At 63.2% G+C, this 17535-nt stretch carries 15 protein-coding genes; 6 read left to right on the top strand and 9 right to left on the bottom strand.

The features are described 5' to 3' along the window. The first annotated feature begins 2 nt into the window (after positions 1-2). Positions 3-275: an HPr family phosphocarrier protein gene (locus CXP40_RS04105; RefSeq protein WP_099522491.1), complete on the top strand. Its 273-nt coding sequence runs from the start codon at positions 3-5 to the stop codon at positions 273-275. A 57-nt stretch (positions 276-332) separates the two neighbouring features. On the opposite strand, the gene pmbA is transcribed toward CXP40_RS04105, so the two are convergent. Further along, entirely contained in the window at positions 333-1679 is a 1347-nt protein-coding gene (gene pmbA / locus CXP40_RS04100) for a metalloprotease PmbA (protein WP_106732730.1), read from the bottom strand. Between the two features lie 129 nt (positions 1680-1808). Between pmbA and yjgA the strand changes: the two genes are divergently transcribed. Next, positions 1809-2327 (top strand): ribosome biogenesis factor YjgA, encoded by a 519-nt coding sequence (yjgA, locus tag CXP40_RS04095; RefSeq protein ID WP_256579234.1) that lies wholly within the window; start codon positions 1809-1811, stop codon positions 2325-2327. 12 nt (positions 2328-2339) lie between these two features. Here the strand turns inward: yjgA and tldD are convergent, their stop codons facing one another. The 8 genes from tldD to mreB form a co-directional block, all read right to left on the bottom strand. Beyond that, positions 2340-3782: a metalloprotease TldD gene (gene tldD, locus CXP40_RS04090; protein ID WP_106732727.1), complete on the bottom strand. Its 1443-nt coding sequence runs from the start codon at positions 3780-3782 to the stop codon at positions 2340-2342. A 2-nt stretch (positions 3783-3784) separates the two neighbouring features. Further along, complete coding sequence (locus CXP40_RS04085; protein ID WP_106732725.1) at positions 3785-4633, bottom strand: carbon-nitrogen hydrolase family protein; 849 nt, start codon at positions 4631-4633, stop codon at positions 3785-3787. A gap of 49 nt (positions 4634-4682) precedes the next feature. Then, positions 4683-8504 (bottom strand): YhdP family protein, encoded by a 3822-nt coding sequence (locus CXP40_RS04080; RefSeq protein WP_106732723.1) that lies wholly within the window; start codon positions 8502-8504, stop codon positions 4683-4685. A 17-nt stretch (positions 8505-8521) separates the two neighbouring features. Continuing rightward, on the bottom strand, positions 8522-9979 hold the full coding sequence (gene rng, locus CXP40_RS04075; protein WP_106732722.1) for a ribonuclease G: 1458 nt from the start codon (positions 9977-9979) through the stop codon (positions 8522-8524). A 103-nt stretch (positions 9980-10082) separates the two neighbouring features. Continuing rightward, positions 10083-10685: a nucleoside triphosphate pyrophosphatase gene (locus CXP40_RS04070; protein WP_106732720.1), complete on the bottom strand. Its 603-nt coding sequence runs from the start codon at positions 10683-10685 to the stop codon at positions 10083-10085. 49 nt (positions 10686-10734) lie between these two features. Continuing rightward, positions 10735-11223: a rod shape-determining protein MreD gene (gene mreD / locus CXP40_RS04065; protein ID WP_106732718.1), complete on the bottom strand. Its 489-nt coding sequence runs from the start codon at positions 11221-11223 to the stop codon at positions 10735-10737. Then, a complete protein-coding gene (gene mreC / locus CXP40_RS04060; protein WP_256579244.1) occupies positions 11223-12212 on the bottom strand; it encodes a rod shape-determining protein MreC in 990 nt (329 codons plus the stop codon). Before mreC ends, mreD begins: the two co-directional genes overlap by 1 nt. A 152-nt stretch (positions 12213-12364) precedes the next feature. Continuing rightward, positions 12365-13402, bottom strand: coding sequence for a rod shape-determining protein MreB (mreB, locus tag CXP40_RS04055; RefSeq protein ID WP_045734124.1), 1038 nt, complete (start codon positions 13400-13402; stop codon positions 12365-12367). Between the two features lie 228 nt (positions 13403-13630). Between mreB and gatC the strand changes: the two genes are divergently transcribed. The 4 genes from gatC (at position 13631) to CXP40_RS04035 (ending at position 17448) form a co-directional block, all read left to right on the top strand. After that, positions 13631-13918 carry an Asp-tRNA(Asn)/Glu-tRNA(Gln) amidotransferase subunit GatC gene (gatC, locus tag CXP40_RS04050; protein WP_106732715.1) on the top strand — a complete coding sequence of 96 codons (288 nt, stop codon included), beginning with the start codon at positions 13631-13633 and terminating at the stop codon, positions 13916-13918. A 15-nt stretch (positions 13919-13933) separates the two neighbouring features. After that, the gene (gene gatA, locus CXP40_RS04045) at positions 13934-15385 is read left to right on the top strand and encodes an Asp-tRNA(Asn)/Glu-tRNA(Gln) amidotransferase subunit GatA (protein ID WP_106732713.1); all 1452 of its coding nucleotides are present in this window, start codon (positions 13934-13936) and stop codon (positions 15383-15385) included. Between the two features lie 118 nt (positions 15386-15503). Continuing rightward, a complete protein-coding gene (gene gatB / locus CXP40_RS04040; RefSeq protein ID WP_106732711.1) occupies positions 15504-16952 on the top strand; it encodes an Asp-tRNA(Asn)/Glu-tRNA(Gln) amidotransferase subunit GatB in 1449 nt (482 codons plus the stop codon). 73 nt (positions 16953-17025) lie between these two features. After that, positions 17026-17448 (top strand): septal ring lytic transglycosylase RlpA family protein, encoded by a 423-nt coding sequence (locus CXP40_RS04035; RefSeq protein WP_106732709.1) that lies wholly within the window; start codon positions 17026-17028, stop codon positions 17446-17448. Positions 17449-17535 lie beyond the last annotated feature (87 nt).

Genomic DNA, 17535 nt, shown 5'->3' with positions numbered 1-17535 from the left:
CGATGCCAGCACGTGAAATCACCATCATCAACAAACTTGGCCTGCATGCCCGCGCCGCAGCGAAGTTCGTCGGCGTGGCGAGCACCTACCCCTGCCAGGTGCGCATCGGCCGCAGCGCCGACAGCCTGGTAGACGGCAAGAGCATCATGGCGGTGATGATGCTGGCAGCCGGCAAGGGCACCCCGGTGCATCTGTACACCGAGGGCGAGCAGGACGAACCAGCCCTGGACGCTCTGGTCGCGCTGATCGACAACTACTTCGACGAAGGCGAGTAACTCCTCCTGATAAAAACGACAAGGCCACCCGCAGGTGGCCTTGTCGTTTCTGCCGACTCAACTGCCGGCGACGGTCATTTTCTCGATCAGCACCGAGCCAGTGCAGATATTGCCGCGACGCTCAAGGTCACGACCGACTGCAACGACCTGACGGAACATGTCGCGCAGATTACCGGCGATGGTTACTTCCTGAACCGGGAACTGGATTTCGCCATTCTCGACCCAGAAGCCTGCCGCACCCCGCGAGTAATCGCCCGTCACCAGATTCAGCCCCTGGCCCATCAGCTCGGTAACCAGTAAGCCACGATCCATGCGCCGAATCAGCGCCTGCTGATCTTCATCGCCATGGGTGACGAAGAGATTGTGCACGCCGCCGGAGTTGGCGGTACTCGGCAAACCCAGCTTGCGCCCGGAATAGGTACCCAGCACGTAGGAGACCAGCTCGCCCTTTTCCACGAACGGCTTGGCGTAGGTGGCCAGGCCATCGCCATCGAAGGTCGCACTGCCCAGCGCACGCGGCAGATGCGGGCGCTCGTCAAGGGTCAGCCACTCGGGGAACAGGCGCTGACCGAGAGCGCCTTCGAGGAACGAGGACTGGCGATACAGGTTGCCACCCGAGATTGCCGCCAGCAGGTGGCTGAACAGTCCACCAGCAAGCTCGGCAGCGAACAGCACCGGTACTTCGCAAGTCGGTACCGGGCGCGCACCAAGACGGCTGACCGCGCGCTCGGCGGCACGCTGGCCGATGCCCTTGGCATCGGCCAACAGTTCACCCTGACGATTGACGTCATACCAGTAGTCGCGCTGCATCTGCCCATCGCCCTCGGCGATCATCACGCAGCTGAGGCTGTGACGGGTGCTGGCGTAACCGCCGACGAAACCGTGGCTGTTGCCATACACACGACAGCCCTGGTGGGTATTGAGGCTGGTGCCGTCAGCATTCTTGATCCGTTTGTCTGCCGCGAAAGCCGCGGCCTCACAGGTCAGCGCCTGCTCCACCGCCTGCTCCGGGGTGATCGACCAGGGATGATAGAGATCCAGCTCGGGCAACTCGCGCGCCATCAGCGCGGCATCGGCCAGGCCGGAGCACTCGTCCTCGCTGGTATGTTTGGCAATCGCCAGGGCCGCTGCCACAGTCTCACGAATGGCCTCGATACCGGTGGCCGAGGTGCTGGCCGAGCCCTTGCGCTGGCCTACGTACAGCGTGATGCCGAAACCCTGGTCGCGATTGAACTCGACGGTTTCCACCTCGCCCTGACGCACCGTGGTGGACAGCCCTTGACCAGCCGAAACTGCCACCTCGCAGGCACTGGCGCCCTGGCGCCTGGCTTCGGCGAGAATGGCCTCGACCTGCTCTTGCAGCACTGACAAGGCCTGCGGCCCGATACGTTCTACTTCACTCATAACCACTCCCGATTCTCTTGGCGCAGGCACTCTTTATGCGAAACCCAAGGCCTGCTCTCGACTACCCGCCCACGGGCCGGCAGTCACGGTTACTGCTATCATGGCGGCGTTTCCCTCTGGACCCACCCCATGTCTGATTCCTACGACGACTTCTCCCTGGAGAAGAGCAAATCCCAGGTCAAACGCGAACTGCATGCCCTGCAGGACCTTGGCGAGCGACTGACCACGCTCAAGGCGGATCTGCTGGCCAAGATGCCGCTGACCGACGCATTACGCCGCGCACTCGCCGAAGCGCCGAAACACACGGCCAACGCCGCGCGCAAACGCCACATCCAGTTCATCGGCAAGCTGATGCGCGAACAGGATGTCGAGGCGATCATCGCCATGCTCGACCAGGTGGACAGCTCCACCCGCGAATACAACGAGCGCTTCCACGCCCTCGAGCGCTGGCGTGATCGCCTCATCGCTGAAGGCGACAGCGCGCTGGAGAGCTTCGTCGAGCTTTACCCCGACGCCGACGTCCAGCACCTGCGCGGCCTGGTTCGTCACGCGCAGCACGAAGCCGCGCGCAACAAGCCTCCGGCTGCGGCGCGCAAGGTGTTCAAGTACATCCGCGAGCTAGACGAAATCCAGCGCGGCTTGCGTTGAGCCTGCATCGCATCAGGCACCGGTGCCGCCTACGGTGATCGCATCGATCTTCAGCGTTGGCTGCCCGACGCCCACCGGCACCGACTGACCGTCCTTGCCGCAAGTGCCGACGCCGCTGTCCAGCGCCAGATCATTGCCGACCATGGACACGCGGCTCATCGCCTCCGGACCATTGCCAATCAGAGTGGCGCCCTTGACCGGCGCGGTGATCTTGCCGTCCTCGATCAGGTAGGCCTCGCTGGTGGAGAACACGAACTTGCCGCTGGTGATATCGACCTGGCCGCCCCCCAGATTGGCGCAGTAGATGCCCTTCTTCACCGAACGGATGATTTCCTCGGGATCGCTCTCGCCGGCCAGCATGTAGGTGTTGGTCATGCGCGGCATCGGCAGGTGCGCGTATGACTCGCGACGACCGTTTCCGGTAGCGGCCACACCCATCAGGCGCGCGTTGAGCTTGTCCTGCATGTAGCCCTTGAGCACACCGTTCTCGATCAGCGCGGTGCACTGGGTTGGCGTGCCTTCGTCATCGACGCTAAGTGAACCGCGACGCCCAGCCAGGGTGCCGTCGTCGACGATGGTGCACAGGCTGGAGGCGACCTTTTGGCCGACCTGGCCGCTGTAGGCCGAGCTGCCTTTGCGGTTGAAGTCGCCTTCCAGACCATGACCGACCGCTTCATGCAACAGGACGCCGGACCAGCCCGCGCCCATCACCACCGGCATGCTGCCGGCAGGCGCAGCGATAGCCTCCAGGTTGACCAGCGCCTGGCGCAGCGCCTCGCGGGCGTAACCCATGGCGCGGTCTTCTTCCAGGAAATAGCGGTAGTCGGTGCGTCCGCCACCGCCATGCCCACCGCGCTCGCGACGACCGTTCTGCTCGACGATGACGCTGACGTTGAAACGCACCAGCGGGCGGATATCGGCGCTTAGGCTGCCGTCATGTGCCGCCACCAAAATACGATCCCAGACGCCAGCCAGGCTTACGGTCACCTGTTTGATACGCGGATCCAGAGCACGCGTGGCGCGGTCGATGCGTTGCAGCAGTTCGACCTTCTCGGCCCGGCCCATGACGTCCAACGGGTTGCCCTCGGCATACAACTGGGTCACCTGCGGGCTGACGAAAGCCTGCACGCGGCCCTGCTGGCCGGCGCGCGAGATCGAACGTGCGGCCTGGGCGGCTTGCGTCAGCGCATCGAGGCTGATGGCATTGCTGTAGGCGAAGCCGGTTTTTTCACCGGACTGGGCACGCACCCCAACCCCCTGATCGAGGTTGAAACTGCCTTCCTTGACGATGCCATCCTCCAGCACCCAGGTTTCCGAGACCTGGCTTTGAAAGTACAGATCGGCGGCATCGATACCAGGACCTGCTACTTCGCCCAGTACGGCGCTAAGGCTGTCGAGCGTCAGGTTCCCAGGCGCCAGCAGGTGCTCGCTGACGGATTGCAACATCGTATTCATGATCACTCCACAACGATCGGACGCGGTGCGCCCGATAAAAAGAAACGGCGGTGCTGCTGCACCGGCATGCGTTGGCGAATGCTCGCCTGTTCGGCGGCATCGCGCGAAGCCAGCAATGCGGCTTCGCCTTGATCCTGCTCGGCCAGAACGCTGCCCCAAGGGTCGATGATTGCCGAATGACCGAAGGTCAGGCGCTGCCCCGGATGTTCACCGCCCTGTCCGGCGGCCAGCACATAGCACTGGGTTTCGATGGCGCGGGCGCGCGTCAGCACCTGCCAGTGCGCCGCGCCAGTCACTGCCGTGAACGCGGCGGGTACGCTGATCAGCTCCGCGCCGGCTTCCCGCAGCGCCCCGAACAGTTCAGGAAAGCGCAAGTCGTAACACACGCTCAACCCCAGGCGCCCCACCGGCGTATCAGCCACCACCACACGCTGGCCGTGGGCAAAATCATCGGACTCACGATAACGGCCACGGTTGTCGGCGACGTCGACATCGAACAGGTGCAGCTTGTCGTAGCGAGCCGCGCGTTCGCCCTGGTCGTCGATCAGCAGCGAGCATGCACGCGGCTTGCCCTCGGCATCGTCATCCGGCGGCAACGGCAAAGTGCCGGCCACTATCCATAAACTGAGGTCACGCGCGGCCCGTTTCAACCAGGGCAGGATCGGCCCCTCGCCCACTGCCTCGGCACGGCCGATGGCGGCCAGGTCTCGACGCCCCATGGCAGCGAAGTTCTCGGGCAGCACGGCTAGGCGTGCACCGCCCTGGGCGGCTCGTTCCAGCATACGACGGGCCAGACGCAGATTGGTTTGCACGTCGTCTTGGCTGACCATCTGGATTACAGCGAGATTCATGGCGACACTCTATGCGGCTTGATGTAACAGCCTACGCCAAGACGTAACCTCATTGCGGTTTTTCGAAGGGCTTGTCGAAGCTGATCTCCGGGTCCTGCATCGGGCCCTTGACGTCGTACTGCACACTGGCAAAGCGAGCGACCTTGTCGCCGAGCAATTTGTCCACCACGAACAGCGCCCCGCCAATCGCTGGAGCGCCGACGATCAACGCCGCCAGCGGCAGGTTGTTGGTCACCGGCAGGGTCACCAGCAGCTTGGCATTGATACGTTCTTCACGCATGTCCAGGTTACCGTCGAGCTCCAGATTGCTCGACGGCCCGGTCAGGGTGATCGGCTCATGGGTGACGAACAGGCCATTGGTCGCCTGCAGGTTACCCTTGACCCGGTCGTAACTGAGCCCCTTGCCCAGCAGGTCGGAAAAGTCCAAGCGCAGGCGGCGGCCGATGGAGTTGAAGTTGAGCAGGCCGAACACCCGCAGCGCCTGGGCGGAGCCCTGCACTTCAACGAACTGACCTTTACGCAGCGAGGCGTCGAGATTGCCGGAGAAGCGCTTGAGCGAGAACCAGGCCGGCGAACCAGGCCAGTTACCGTCGGCATCCACCCGGAAGTTTTCACTGGTGACGCTGGGGGCAAAATCCCAGGCCTTGAGAATATCGCTGAGATCCTTGCCCTGCAGGCGCCCCTTGTACCAGCTCTGCGTGTTGCCTGGCGTGCCTCGCCAACCGGCTCTACCGCCGATTTTCAGCCCCTGCAGGTCAAGGTCGAGCTCATCGAAACGCACACCCTGCGCTTCGGGCCTTACCTTGAGCGACCAGGCGCCCAGTACCTTGTCACCGCGCTGCACGCGTTGGATGGCGATATCTAGCGCCGGAATCTGCCGAGGATCGATATCGGCCAGAGGATCAGGCGCATCGCTGGCCTTGGTCGCCTCAGGGTCTGGCGCCGGCAACCGCACGTGTTGCAGATCGATACGTATAGGCACACCCTCGGCATCGGCCAACAGCACACGTCCGGCCGCCAGCTCGCTGTCGAGTTGCAAGGACCAGCCCTGGCCTACTCGCGCCAGACCAAGGGTCAGCTGTTCGACCTCTTGGCCAAAGCCGCGGAAACGCCCGATATCCAGTCGCGCACTGCGAAACAGACGCTGGCTGTCGGCATCCACATTGACCGGATGATTGCTGCCGAGCTGCTTCCAGGCGTCCAGGTCCAACTCATCCAAATGCCCACGCACACGCAAGCCCTGACCTGGAGGCAGCCCTGCAGCACCGCCGCCGAGCACCACTTCACCGCGGCCGTCAGCCAGCGCTCCCGGAGGGGCGGCCAGACTCAGACTGGCAAGCTCGCCATAGTTCGCCCAGTAACGGCGCTCACGCCCGGAGAGGGTCATGCGCCAATCGGTATCACGCTCCTGCTGCGCCGTCTTGCCGAAAGGCGCGGGCAGGTCGACCACCACACCGCGCAGGTTGGAGTCGACGCGCAGCTTGCTGTCATCGCCATCCAGGGTCAGGCGCAGGCGATAAGGCAGCAGTCCGCTGACTGGCAGTTTCTGCGGTCCGCCCAGCCACTGACTGAGGGTATCGATCTGGACCTGTCCACGCAGATCGAAAACCGTACGCGCCAGCCCACGTGCACCCTCGGCGCTGATCTTGCCGCGCACCTGACGCCCGAAGACCTCGGCGCGAACATCCGGCGCACTCAGCCCAGCAGCGCTGTCGAAGCGAAATGCGCCTTGAACCTTGCTCAGTTGCAGATCGGGATTGGCTAACTTGAGGCTTGCGCCCTCGGTGGCGAAGTCCACCACCACACCAGGTGGCTGCCCCTTCTGCAGCGGAATATCAAGCTGCAGGCGCCCAGCCAGAGGCCCCTCGCCCTGCCAGCCGTCGAAGATTTCTGCGGTCCCCAGAGGCGCTTCCTGCAACAGTTTGATAGCGTCACTCAGGCTGCTCTGCACCTTGCCGTCGAGCTGCAGACGTGGTGGTTTGCCGTCGTGCAACAGCGGAATATTGGCCACGACATCGCTGACCTGGCTTTCCTGCAAGCGCCCGCTCTGTAGGCGCACGCGCACTGCATCGTCTTCGATCAGCACCTCACCCACGCCCTCGCGCAACGCAGGCCAGCCTGGCTGGAAGGCCAGCTCGGCATCCCTGACCTTGAAGAAAAGACTGAGGCTGCGCGCGCCCAACGGTGCACCCTTGTTCAACGAGCCCTGATACTGGAAGTAGCCTTCTTCGACGTGCCCCGCACGGATGGCCGTCTTCAGCCAATGATCGAGCTCGGCGCTCATGCCGGGCGCGCGGCTCGGCAGGTATTTCTCGGTGTAGGACGCATCGCCGTCGCGCATACCGACGCGCAGGTCCATGTAGTCTTCGGCCTCGGGATCGCTCAGCAGGCGGATCAGCATGTCACCGGCGACCTGCCCCTCCTCGCCATCCACACGCATGTAGGGGCTGTACAAGGTCAGACCGGTTTCACTCCAGTCCCACCTCAACCGCGCCTGAGCATGGCGGTAGCGCCAGGGCTTGGGAAACAGCTGATCCAGGTGCAGGGCGAAATTTTCGCTGTTCAGGCGCAGCTCGCCCTGGAACATATTGCCCGAGGCACTGCCAGTGACGTTCTCGGCGGCCGGCGCGCCGTGATAGGCCTGAATGCCCACCTTGTCCAGATTGGCAGCGAACTGCAGGCGCTCCGCGCCTTCACGCCGAGGGTAGTAATCGAGCAGCAGGTTGTTGAACGCACCAACCGGCGCCAGCTCGCCCAGGACATCGCGGGCTTTGTCCGGCATCGGCACCAGCGCCTGCACCAGCGGCGCCCAGGCCTCAAGATCAAGACGATCAGCCGTCAGCGCCCAGCGCTCGTCAGGCTCGCCCACTTCCTTTTGCTTCAGGTTCAGGTGCAACTCGCCGATGCGCTGCTCACCATGGGTCAAAGCCAGGGAGTCGATCTGCGCCCGCACTCCCTGCTTGTCTTGAGTGAAAAAGGCGTTGAAGGCAAGGTCCTTGAGCGTCAACGCTTCATGCTTGGCCTGGCCGCCGACCAGCTCGGGGGCATGCAGGCGCAAGGCACCTTTGTCCAGGGCCAGGCCATGGCCCTCCAGCCACAGTTCTCCACCAGCCTGCAGACGCTGTAACTGCCAGTCACCGAGCAGCGATTTCGGCAGCCAGGCGGCCCAATCACTTTGCGGCAGACTCAGATAAAGCTCAGATTGTGCCTCGCGCCAACTCTCGGGCTGCATGCGCGTGCGCAAACGCAGCGCCACCGGTTGCCCATCAGGCAGCAGCAGGCGGCCGTCGAGACGCTGAGTGTTATTGCCATAGCGCAGGCTCAGGTTGACGTAGCTGAGCAGCAGCGGCTCCTGATTGAGTGGTTGCACCACCACGCGACTGTCGAGCAGGCTGATGCGGTGGACGATCTGCAACTGTTCCAGTAGCTGCTCGACATTCACCTCGGGACCGCTGCGCTGTGGCAGCCCTTGTAACTGCCAGCCACCTTCGGCGTTCTGCTGTACGTTCAGCTGCAGACCGTCGAACTGCAGGTGGGCGATGCGCGGCTGGCGGGCCAGAAGACTACCGCCCACGTCCGGCACCAGTTGTACCCGCTCCAGGCTCAAGCCTTCCTCGTCGCTACCCAGACGCACGTCATGCGCCTCCAGTACCGGAGCAAAACCCTGCCAACGACCTTCGAGGCGACCGATGCGCACCGGCACACCCAACTGGGCCGTGGCACCGTCTTCCAACTCGAGCCGATATTCGGCTACTAACGGCACCAGCTCACGGCCCAGACTGACGTACAGCGCCGCCAGCACCAATACAGCGGCGCACAAGCCCAGGCCCCAGCGCAGCAGCGCCGAAAAGAGGCGCGCCAGGGCGCTCACCTCGGCAGCACCCGCGCTCAGAGCAGCACCACGTCGTACTGTTCCTGGGAATACATGGTTTCCACCTGGAACTTGATGGTACGTCCGATGAAGGCTTCCAGATCGGCGACGTTGCCCGACTCTTCATCGAGCAGGCGATCGACCACCTTCTGATTGGCCAGCACCCGGTAGCTTTCCGCCTGGTAGGCACGGGCTTCGCGCAGAATCTCACGGAAGATCTCGTAGCAGATGGTCTCCGGCGTCTTCAGCTTGCCGCGTCCCTGACAGGCGCTGCAGGGCTCGCAGAGAATCTGCTCGAGACTTTCGCGCGTGCGCTTGCGCGTCATCTGCACCAGACCGAGCTCGGTGATGCCGATGATGTTGGTCTTGGCGTGATCACGCTCGAGCTGCTTTTCCAGGGTGCGCAGCACCTGGCGCTGATGCTCTTCATCTTCCATGTCGATGAAGTCGATGATGATGATGCCGCCCAGGTTGCGCAGGCGTAGCTGACGGGCAATCGCGGTAGCGGCCTCGAGGTTGGTCTTGAAGATGGTTTCCTCGAGCGTGCGATGGCCGACGAAGGCGCCGGTGTTGACGTCGATGGTGCTCATCGCCTCGGCAGGGTCGACCACCAGATAGCCGCCGGACTTCAGCGGCACCTTGCGCTCCAGCGCGCGCTGGATTTCATCCTCGACACCGTACAGATCGAAGATCGGCCGCTCACCGGGGTAATGTTCGAGGCGGTCGGCAATCTCCGGCATCAGCTCGGCAACGAACTGGGTGATTTTCTGGAAGGTTTCCCGCGAGTCCACGCGAATCTTCTCGGTACGTAGGCTGACCAGGTCACGCAAGGTGCGCAGCGCCAGGGACAGATCCTCGTAGATCACCACAGGCGCCTTGGCATTCTGGATCTGCGCGCCGATCTGGTCCCAGAGGCGACGCAAATAACGGATGTCGATCAGAATTTCATCAGCGCCAGCACCCTCAGCTGCGGTGCGCAAGATGAAGCCGCCGGCCTCCTCGATGCCTTCGGCGGCGACGCAATCGGCGACTACCTGCTTGAGGCGCTCACGCTCGGCCTCATCTTCGATCTTCAGGGAAATACCGACATGACTGGTGCGTGGCATGTACACCAGATACCGCGAAGGGATGGACAACTGCGTGGTCAGGCGCGCGCCCTTGCTGCCGATGGGGTCCTTGGTGACTTGCACCACCAGGCTCTGCCCTTCGTGAACCAGGGCACTGATCGGCTCCACCGCCGAGCCTTCACGCGTGGAAATCTCGGAAGCATGAATGAAGGCCGCACGCTCCAGGCCAATATCGACGAAGGCCGCCTGCATGCCAGGCAGCACGCGCACCACTTTACCCTTGTAGATGTTGCCGACGATGCCGCGCTTCTGTGTACGCTCGACGTGCACTTCCTGCAGCACGCCGTTTTCCACCACCGCCACGCGCGACTCCATCGGCGTGATATTGATCAGAATCTCTTCGCTCATGCATCCATCCTGGTGATCATGCCGGCCGGGCTACTGCACCGCCCCGCGGACTCAAGCTTTCGGGCACGCCAAAAAACTACCTATGCTGCCACCGCCTGGGTTCTTAGCGCGGCCCTTTCGCCGGCAACTGCCAACAGGCAATACCGAATTCGCCAAGCAGCTCCGCAGTTTCGCACAGCGGCAGGCCGACCACTGCTGAATAGCTGCCCTGCAATCGATTGACGAACACGGCCGCCAACCCCTGGATACCATAACTTCCCGCTTTGTCACATGGCTCGCCGCTGGCCCAGTACGCTTCGATTTCCGCCTCGCTGATAGGACGAAAACTCACCTCACTGCTGACCACTCGCGCCGCCTCGCGGTCGCCACTGACCAGTGCCACGGCCGTCATCACCTGATGGCTACGCCCCGACAGGGCTTGCAGCATCGCACGTGACTCGGCGAAATCCGCTGGTTTACCCAGAATGCGTCCATCGAGCACCACAGCGGTATCGGCGCCCAACACCACGGCATCCTTGCGTTCGCCCAAGGCGAGCAGACCGGCGCGCGCTTTCTCACGCGCCAAACGCTCTACATAGGCTGCCGCCGGCTCGGCTGGCAACGGATTTTCATCTATCGAGGCGATTTGCGTAACGCAAGGCACAGCGATCTGAGCCAGCAATTCACGGCGACGGGGCGAGGCGGAGGCCAGAAACAGCTCGGCCATGCGGGTATCTCCCTTGGCGAACCGCGGCCAGCCGTGCGGCAGGCCGCGTTCAGTTGACGTTGAGGCGCTGGTGCAATCCACGCAGGATGACGCAGATCCAGGGCCACAGCAGGGCGCTGACCAGTGCTGGAAGGATGAAGGCCAGGGTTGGCGGACGGCTGCCGGTCAAGGCGTTGAGCCACAGTTGAACCAACTGGGCGAGACCGAACACCACCATCAGCACCATGCTCTGCTGCCACATGGGAAACATGCGCAGACGCTGGTGCAGGCTCAGCACCAGGAAGGTGATCAGTGTGAGGATCAGCGCGTTCTGCCCGAGCAACGTGCCGAGCAGCACATCCTGCGCCAAACCAAGCACCCAGGCAGTGGTCAGGCCAACCCGGTGCGGCAGCGCCAGCACCCAGTAGGTGAGAATCAGGGCGACACACAGCGGACGACCGACCTGCATGAACTCGAGCATCGGCGCCACGCTGAGCAGCAGCGCGAAGGCCAGGGTCAGCAAGATCACCCAGCCATTACGGGGCCTTACACCGACCATCAGTTCGCCTCCTGTGTGGGCGTGTCCGCGGCCGGAGCGACGCTCGACTCTGGCGCCTGTTCACCTTGGATACGTTCCTGTACGGCCTCGCGGTCGGCAGCCTCCTGAGCCTGGGCAGAATCGGTGGCACGCTGCTCGGGACTGCGACGATCGGAGAACACCAGCAGCAAGTAACGACTGCGATTGAGCGCCGCGGTCGGCGTGGCGCGAACGATGGCGAATGGCTGGCCGGAGTCATGGATGACCTCCTTGACCGTGGCTACCGGATAGCCAGCCGGGAAACGCTGGCCCATGCCGGAGCTGACCAGCAGATCGCCTTCCTTGATATCGGCGGTATCGGCGACGTGACGCAGTTCGAGGCTCTCCGGGTTGCCGGTGCCGACAGCGATGGCGCGCAGGCCGTTACGGTTGACCTGCACCGGAATGCTGTGGGTGTTGTCGGTAAGCAGCAGTACACGCGAGGTATAGGGCATGACTTCCACCACCTGCCCCATCAGGCCGCGGGCATCGAGCACCGGCTGACCGAGGAACACGCAGTTTTTCTTGCTCTCGTCGACGCAGTCCTTCTCACCCTTGTCGATCAGGATGCGGTGCGTGTAGGGGTTGGGATCGACGCCGATCAGTTCGCTGACCAGCACTTCCTCGTCCACCAACGCTGCAGAGTTGAGCAGCTCGCGCAGGCGCACGTTCTGCTCGGTAAGGGTCGCCAACTTCTGCAGGCGGCGCTGCAGCAACAGGGCTTCGGCCTTGAGCTTCTCGTTTTCGGCCAGCAATTCGCTTCGCGAGGAAATTTGCTGGGTCGCGCCTTCCCAGGCTCGCACAGGCATCTCGGCCAGTTCGTACAGGGGCGTCAACACCATGCCCATCATGCTACGCACAGGTTTGAGCGTATCGAAGCGGGCGTCGACCACCATCAGCACTGCCGACAAAACGGCAAATACCAACATGCGAATGCCCAGCGAGGGACCTTTGGCGAAGAGCGGCTTAATGAGCTGCTCCTTGTGCGCCACGAGGGCGAAAAGCGCGCGAATTCATGCGAAGGACGAACCGGTCTGGCGAAGGTTGGGCCGAGTGTACTGCAATGCTCGAATATGCGCGTGCCGCCCGGAGGCGGCACGGCAAGCGTCCACAGCCGTGGGACTCACTCGGTAGAGAGCAGGTCCATGGCATGGCGATCCATCATTTCAAGGGCCTTGCCGCCGCCGCGGGCGACGCAGGTCAGCGGGTCTTCGGCGACGATCACCGGCAGACCGGTTTCCTGGCTCAGCAGTTTGTCCAGATCACGCAGCAGCGCGCCACCACCGGTCAGCACCAGGCCGCGCTCGGCGATGTCCGAGGCCAGCTCGGGCGGCGATTGCTCCAGCGCGCTCTTGACCGCCTGGACGATGGTCGCCAGGGATTCCTGCAGCGCTTCGAGCACTTCATTGGAGTTGAGGGTAAAGCTGCGCGGCACGCCTTCGGCCAGGTTGCGGCCGCGTACGTCGACTTCACGAATCTCGCCGCCCGGGTAGGCGGTGCCGATTTCCTGCTTGATGCGCTCGGCGGTGCCTTCACCGATCAGCGAGCCGTAGTTACGACGCACGTAGGTGATGATCGCTTCGTCGAAGCGGTCGCCGCCGACACGGACGGACTCGGCATAGACCACGCCGTTCAGGGAAATCAGGGCGATCTCGGTGGTACCGCCGCCGATGTCGACGACCATCGAACCGCGCGCCTCTTCGACCGGCAAGCCGGCACCGATGGCCGCGGCCATCGGTTCTTCGATCAGGAACACTTCGCGTGCACCGGCGCCGAGCGCCGATTCACGAATGGCGCGACGCTCGACCTGGGTCGACTTGCACGGCACGCAGATCAGCACGCGTGGCGACGGCTGCAGGAAGCTGTTCTCGTGAACCTTGTTGATGAAGTACTGCAGCATCTTTTCGCAGACGCTGAAGTCGGCGATCACACCGTCTTTCATCGGGCGGATGGCGGAGATGTTGCCAGGCGTACGACCGAGCATGCGCTTGGCGTCGGTGCCAACGGCCACGACACTTTTCTGATTGCCATGGGTACGAATCGCGACCACGGACGGCTCATTCAGGACGATACCGCGCTCGCGCACATAAATAAGGGTATTGGCAGTGCCCAGGTCGATCGACAGATCGCTGGAAAACATGCCACGCAGTTTCTTGAACATTAGGAAGGGACCCTAGGCAACGCGTGGGTAAAAGTCAGACGCGGAAAAACGCGCGGGTAAAAAGTGCGGCAAACTCTAACAACGGCAGGGATTTTGAGCAAGGCGGCAATATGGTAGATTGCCTGTTTTTCCGGGCCTTGTAGCTGCACATCGCGGCCTTTGACCACTGGCTCGCGACATCCGTTCCCTGCATGCCCTCTCTGTCACACTTCCACTGGAGAACCCCCGATGGCGCTTGAACGCTCCGAGGTGGAAAAAATCGCCCACCTGGCCCGCCTGGGTCTGAACGAACGCGATATTCCGCAAACCACCGAGACCCTAAACAGCATTCTCGGCCTGATCGACCAGATGCAGGCGGTCGACACCCAGGGCATCGACCCCCTGGCCCACCCGCTGGAAGCCACCCAGCGTCTACGTGCCGACGTGGTCACCGAGAGCAACCAGCGCGACGCCTATCAGGCTATCGCCCCGGCCGTGGAAAGCGGTCTGTACCTCGTGCCGAAAGTCATCGAATAAAGGAAAGGGCCCGACATGCATCAACTAACCCTGGCCGAGATCGCCCGCGGCCTCGCCGACAAGCAATTCTCCGCCGAAGAGCTGAGCCGCAGTTTGCTGGCGCGCATCGCGCAACTCGACCCGCAGCTCAACAGCTTCATCACCGTCACCGAGGATCTGGCTATCGAGCAGGCCAAGGCCGCTGACGCCCGCCGCGCCGCCGGTGAAAACGGTCCACTGCTCGGCGCGCCGATCGCGCACAAGGATCTGTTCTGCACCAACGGCGTGCTGACCTCCTGCGGTTCGAAAATTCTCACCGGCTTCAAGGCCCCCTATGACGCCACCGTGGTCGAGAAGCTGGCCGCCGCCGGCACTGTCACCCTGGGCAAGCTGAACATGGACGAGTTCGCCATGGGCTCGGCCAACGAATCCAGCCACTACGGCCCGGTGAAGAACCCTTGGGACACCAGCCGCGTACCGGGCGGCTCCTCGGGTGGTTCGGCAGCCGCCGTTGCCGCGCGCCTGCTGCCAGCCGCTACCGGCACCGACACTGGCGGCTCGATTCGCCAGCCAGCCGCGCTGACCAACCTCACCGGCATCAAACCGACCTACGGCCGCGTCTCGCGCTGGGGCATGATCGCCTACGCCTCCAGCCTCGATCAGGGTGGCCCGCTGGCCCGCACCGCCGAGGACTCTGCCCTGCTGCTCGGCGCCATGGCCGGCTTCGATGCCAAGGATTCGACCAGCGTCGATCAACCGGTCGATGACTACCTCGCCGCCCTCGCCCAGCCGCTGGCCGGCCTGCGCATTGGCCTGCCCAAGGAATATTTCGGCGCCGGCCTCGATGCACGCATCGGCGAGAAAGTCATGGCTGTGGTCGAAGAGCTGAAAAAGCTCGGCGCCACCGTCAAGGACATCAGCCTGCCGAACATGCAGCACGCCATCCCGGCCTACTACGTGATCGCGCCAGCAGAAGCCAGCTCCAACCTGTCGCGTTTCGACGGCGTACGTTTCGGCTATCGCTGCGAAAACCCCAAAGACCTGCAGGATCTGTACAAGCGCTCGCGCGAGGAAGGCTTCGGCGCTGAAGTGAAGCGCCGCATCATGGTTGGCACCTATGCGCTGTCCGCCGGTTACTACGATGCCTACTACATCAAGGCCCAGCAGATCCGCCGGTTGATCAAGAACGACTTCGTCGCAGCCTTCAAGGAGGTCGACGTGATCCTTGGCCCGACCACGCCGAACCTGGCCTGGAAACTCGGCGCAAAGAACGCCGACCCTGTTTCCGCCTATCTGGAAGACATCTACACCATCACCGCCAACCTGGCCGGCATCCCCGGCCTGTCGATGCCGGCCGGCTTCATCGACGGCCTGCCGGTGGGTGTGCAGTTGCTCGGCAACTACTTCCAGGAAGGTCGTCTGCTCAATGTCGCACACCAGTACCAGCAGGTCAGCGACTGGCACAAACAAGCACCTAAAGACTTCTGAGCCATGGCGTAGCCATGCGCCCCATTCCCCTCTCCCGCCGGGAGAGGGTGGCGCGAAGCGCCGGGTGAGGGCCGCACCGCACAGACCGCACGCCATACAGGATTGAGGAACACTAAAGATGCAGTGGGAAACAGTCATCGGGCTCGAGATTCACGCTCAGCTCAGCACCCAATCGAAGATTTTCTCGGCCAGCGCCACCACCTTTGGCGCTGAGCCCAACACCCAGGCCAGCCTGGTCGACCTCGGCATGCCCGGCACCCTGCCGGTGCTTAACGCCGAAGCCGTGCGCATGGCCTGCCAGTTCGGCCTGGCCATCGATGCCGAGATCGCCGAGCGTAATATCTTCGCGCGCAAGAACTACTTCTACCCGGACCTGCCGAAGGGCTACCAGACCAGCCAGATGGATCACCCCATCGTCGGCAAGGGTTTCCTCGACATCGCCCTGGAAGACGGCACCGTCAAGCGCATCGGCATCACCCGCGCGCACCTCGAAGAAGACGCAGGCAAGAGCCTGCACGAAGACTTCCAGGGCATGAGCGGCATCGACCTGAACCGCGCCGGCACGCCGCTGCTGGAAATCGTCTCCGAGCCGGACATCCGTTCGGCCAAGGAAGCGGTGGCCTACGTCAAAGCCATCCACGCACTCGTCCGCTACCTGGGCATCTGCGACGGCAACATGGCTGAAGGCTCGCTGCGTTGCGACTGCAACGTGTCGGTACGCCCCAAGGGCCAGGCCGAGTTCGGCACCCGCGCCGAGATCAAGAACGTCAACTCGTTCCGCTTCATCGAGAAAGCCATCAACCACGAAGTTCAGCGTCAGATCGAGCTGATCGAGGACGGCGGCAAGGTGGTGCAGGAAACCCGTCTGTACGATCCGAACAAGGATCAGACCCGCTCCATGCGCAGCAAGGAAGAAGCCAACGACTACCGTTACTTCCCCTGCCCGGACCTGCTGCCGGTGGTCATCGAGCGCAGCTTCCTCGACGAACTGCGCGCGGCCCTGCCCGAGCTGCCGCCGCAGAAGCGCGAGCGCTTCGAGAACCAGTACGCGCTGTCAGCCTACGATGCCAGTGTATTGAGCGCCAGCCGCGAGCTGGCCGACTATTTCGAAGTGGTCGCCAAGACCTGTGGCGATGCCAAGCTGGCCGCCAACTGGGTGATGGGCGAGCTGTCCAGCCTGCTCAACAAGGACAACCTGGAGATCGACCAGTCGCCGGTGTCCGCCGAGCAACTGGGCGGCATGATCCTTCGCATCAAGGACAACACCATCAGCGGCAAGATCGCCAAGATGGTCTTCGAAGCCCTGGCTGCCGGTGAAGGCGCAACGGCTGATGAAGTGATCGAGAAGAAGGGCCTCAAGCAGGTCACCGATTCCGGCGCCATCGAGAAGATGCTCGACGAAGTGCTGGCGGCCAACGCCGAACAGGTCGAGCAGTACCGCACCAGCGACGAAGCCAAGCGCGGCAAGATGTTCGGCTTCTTCGTCGGGCAGGCCATGAAAGCCTCCAAGGGCAAGGCCAACCCGGGGCAAGTGAACGAACTGCTGAAGAAAAAGCTCGAAGGCTGAGCCGGACCGGCTCGCTTACGCTAGCTGCAACGACGCCGGGCTCGCCCGGCGTTTTTTTATGGAGTCCATGAACATGATGATCCGTAGCCCGGATGCAATCCGGGAACCTTCACTGCCCCGGATTTTATCCAGGCTACAGACCCTTGCCCTGCTCGGCGCTCTCACCCTGCTCGGCGGCTGCTCCACGTTCGGCGGCGGCCCAGGCGGCAGCGAAACCGGCAAGGCCTCCTACTACGGTGACCGCCACCACGGCCAGCGTACGGCCAGCGGCGAACGTTTCGATCAGAACGCGCTGACCGCCGCGCATCGTACCCTGCCCTTTGGCACACGCGTGCGGGTGACCAACCTCAACAACAACCGCAACGTGGTACTGCGCATCAACGACCGCGGCCCCTTCGTGCGCGGCCGGGTTATCGATGTTTCCCGGGCCGCCGCAACGCAACTGGACATGCTGCGCGCAGGCGTGGTGCCGGTCAGGGTCGAAGCACTGGACTGAGGAACAATTGGCAACAAAATCTTTCTGGCGCATCTAGCGGTCAATAATGCCATCGCTACACTAACCGCACTTTTTTCGGAGCTACCC

The sequence above is a fragment of the Pseudomonas sp. YY-1 genome, assembly GCF_002843095.1.
Classification (GTDB): Bacteria; Pseudomonadota; Gammaproteobacteria; order Pseudomonadales; family Pseudomonadaceae; genus Aquipseudomonas; species Aquipseudomonas sediminis_A.
This window is presented reverse-complemented; position numbering and strand designations above follow the sequence as displayed.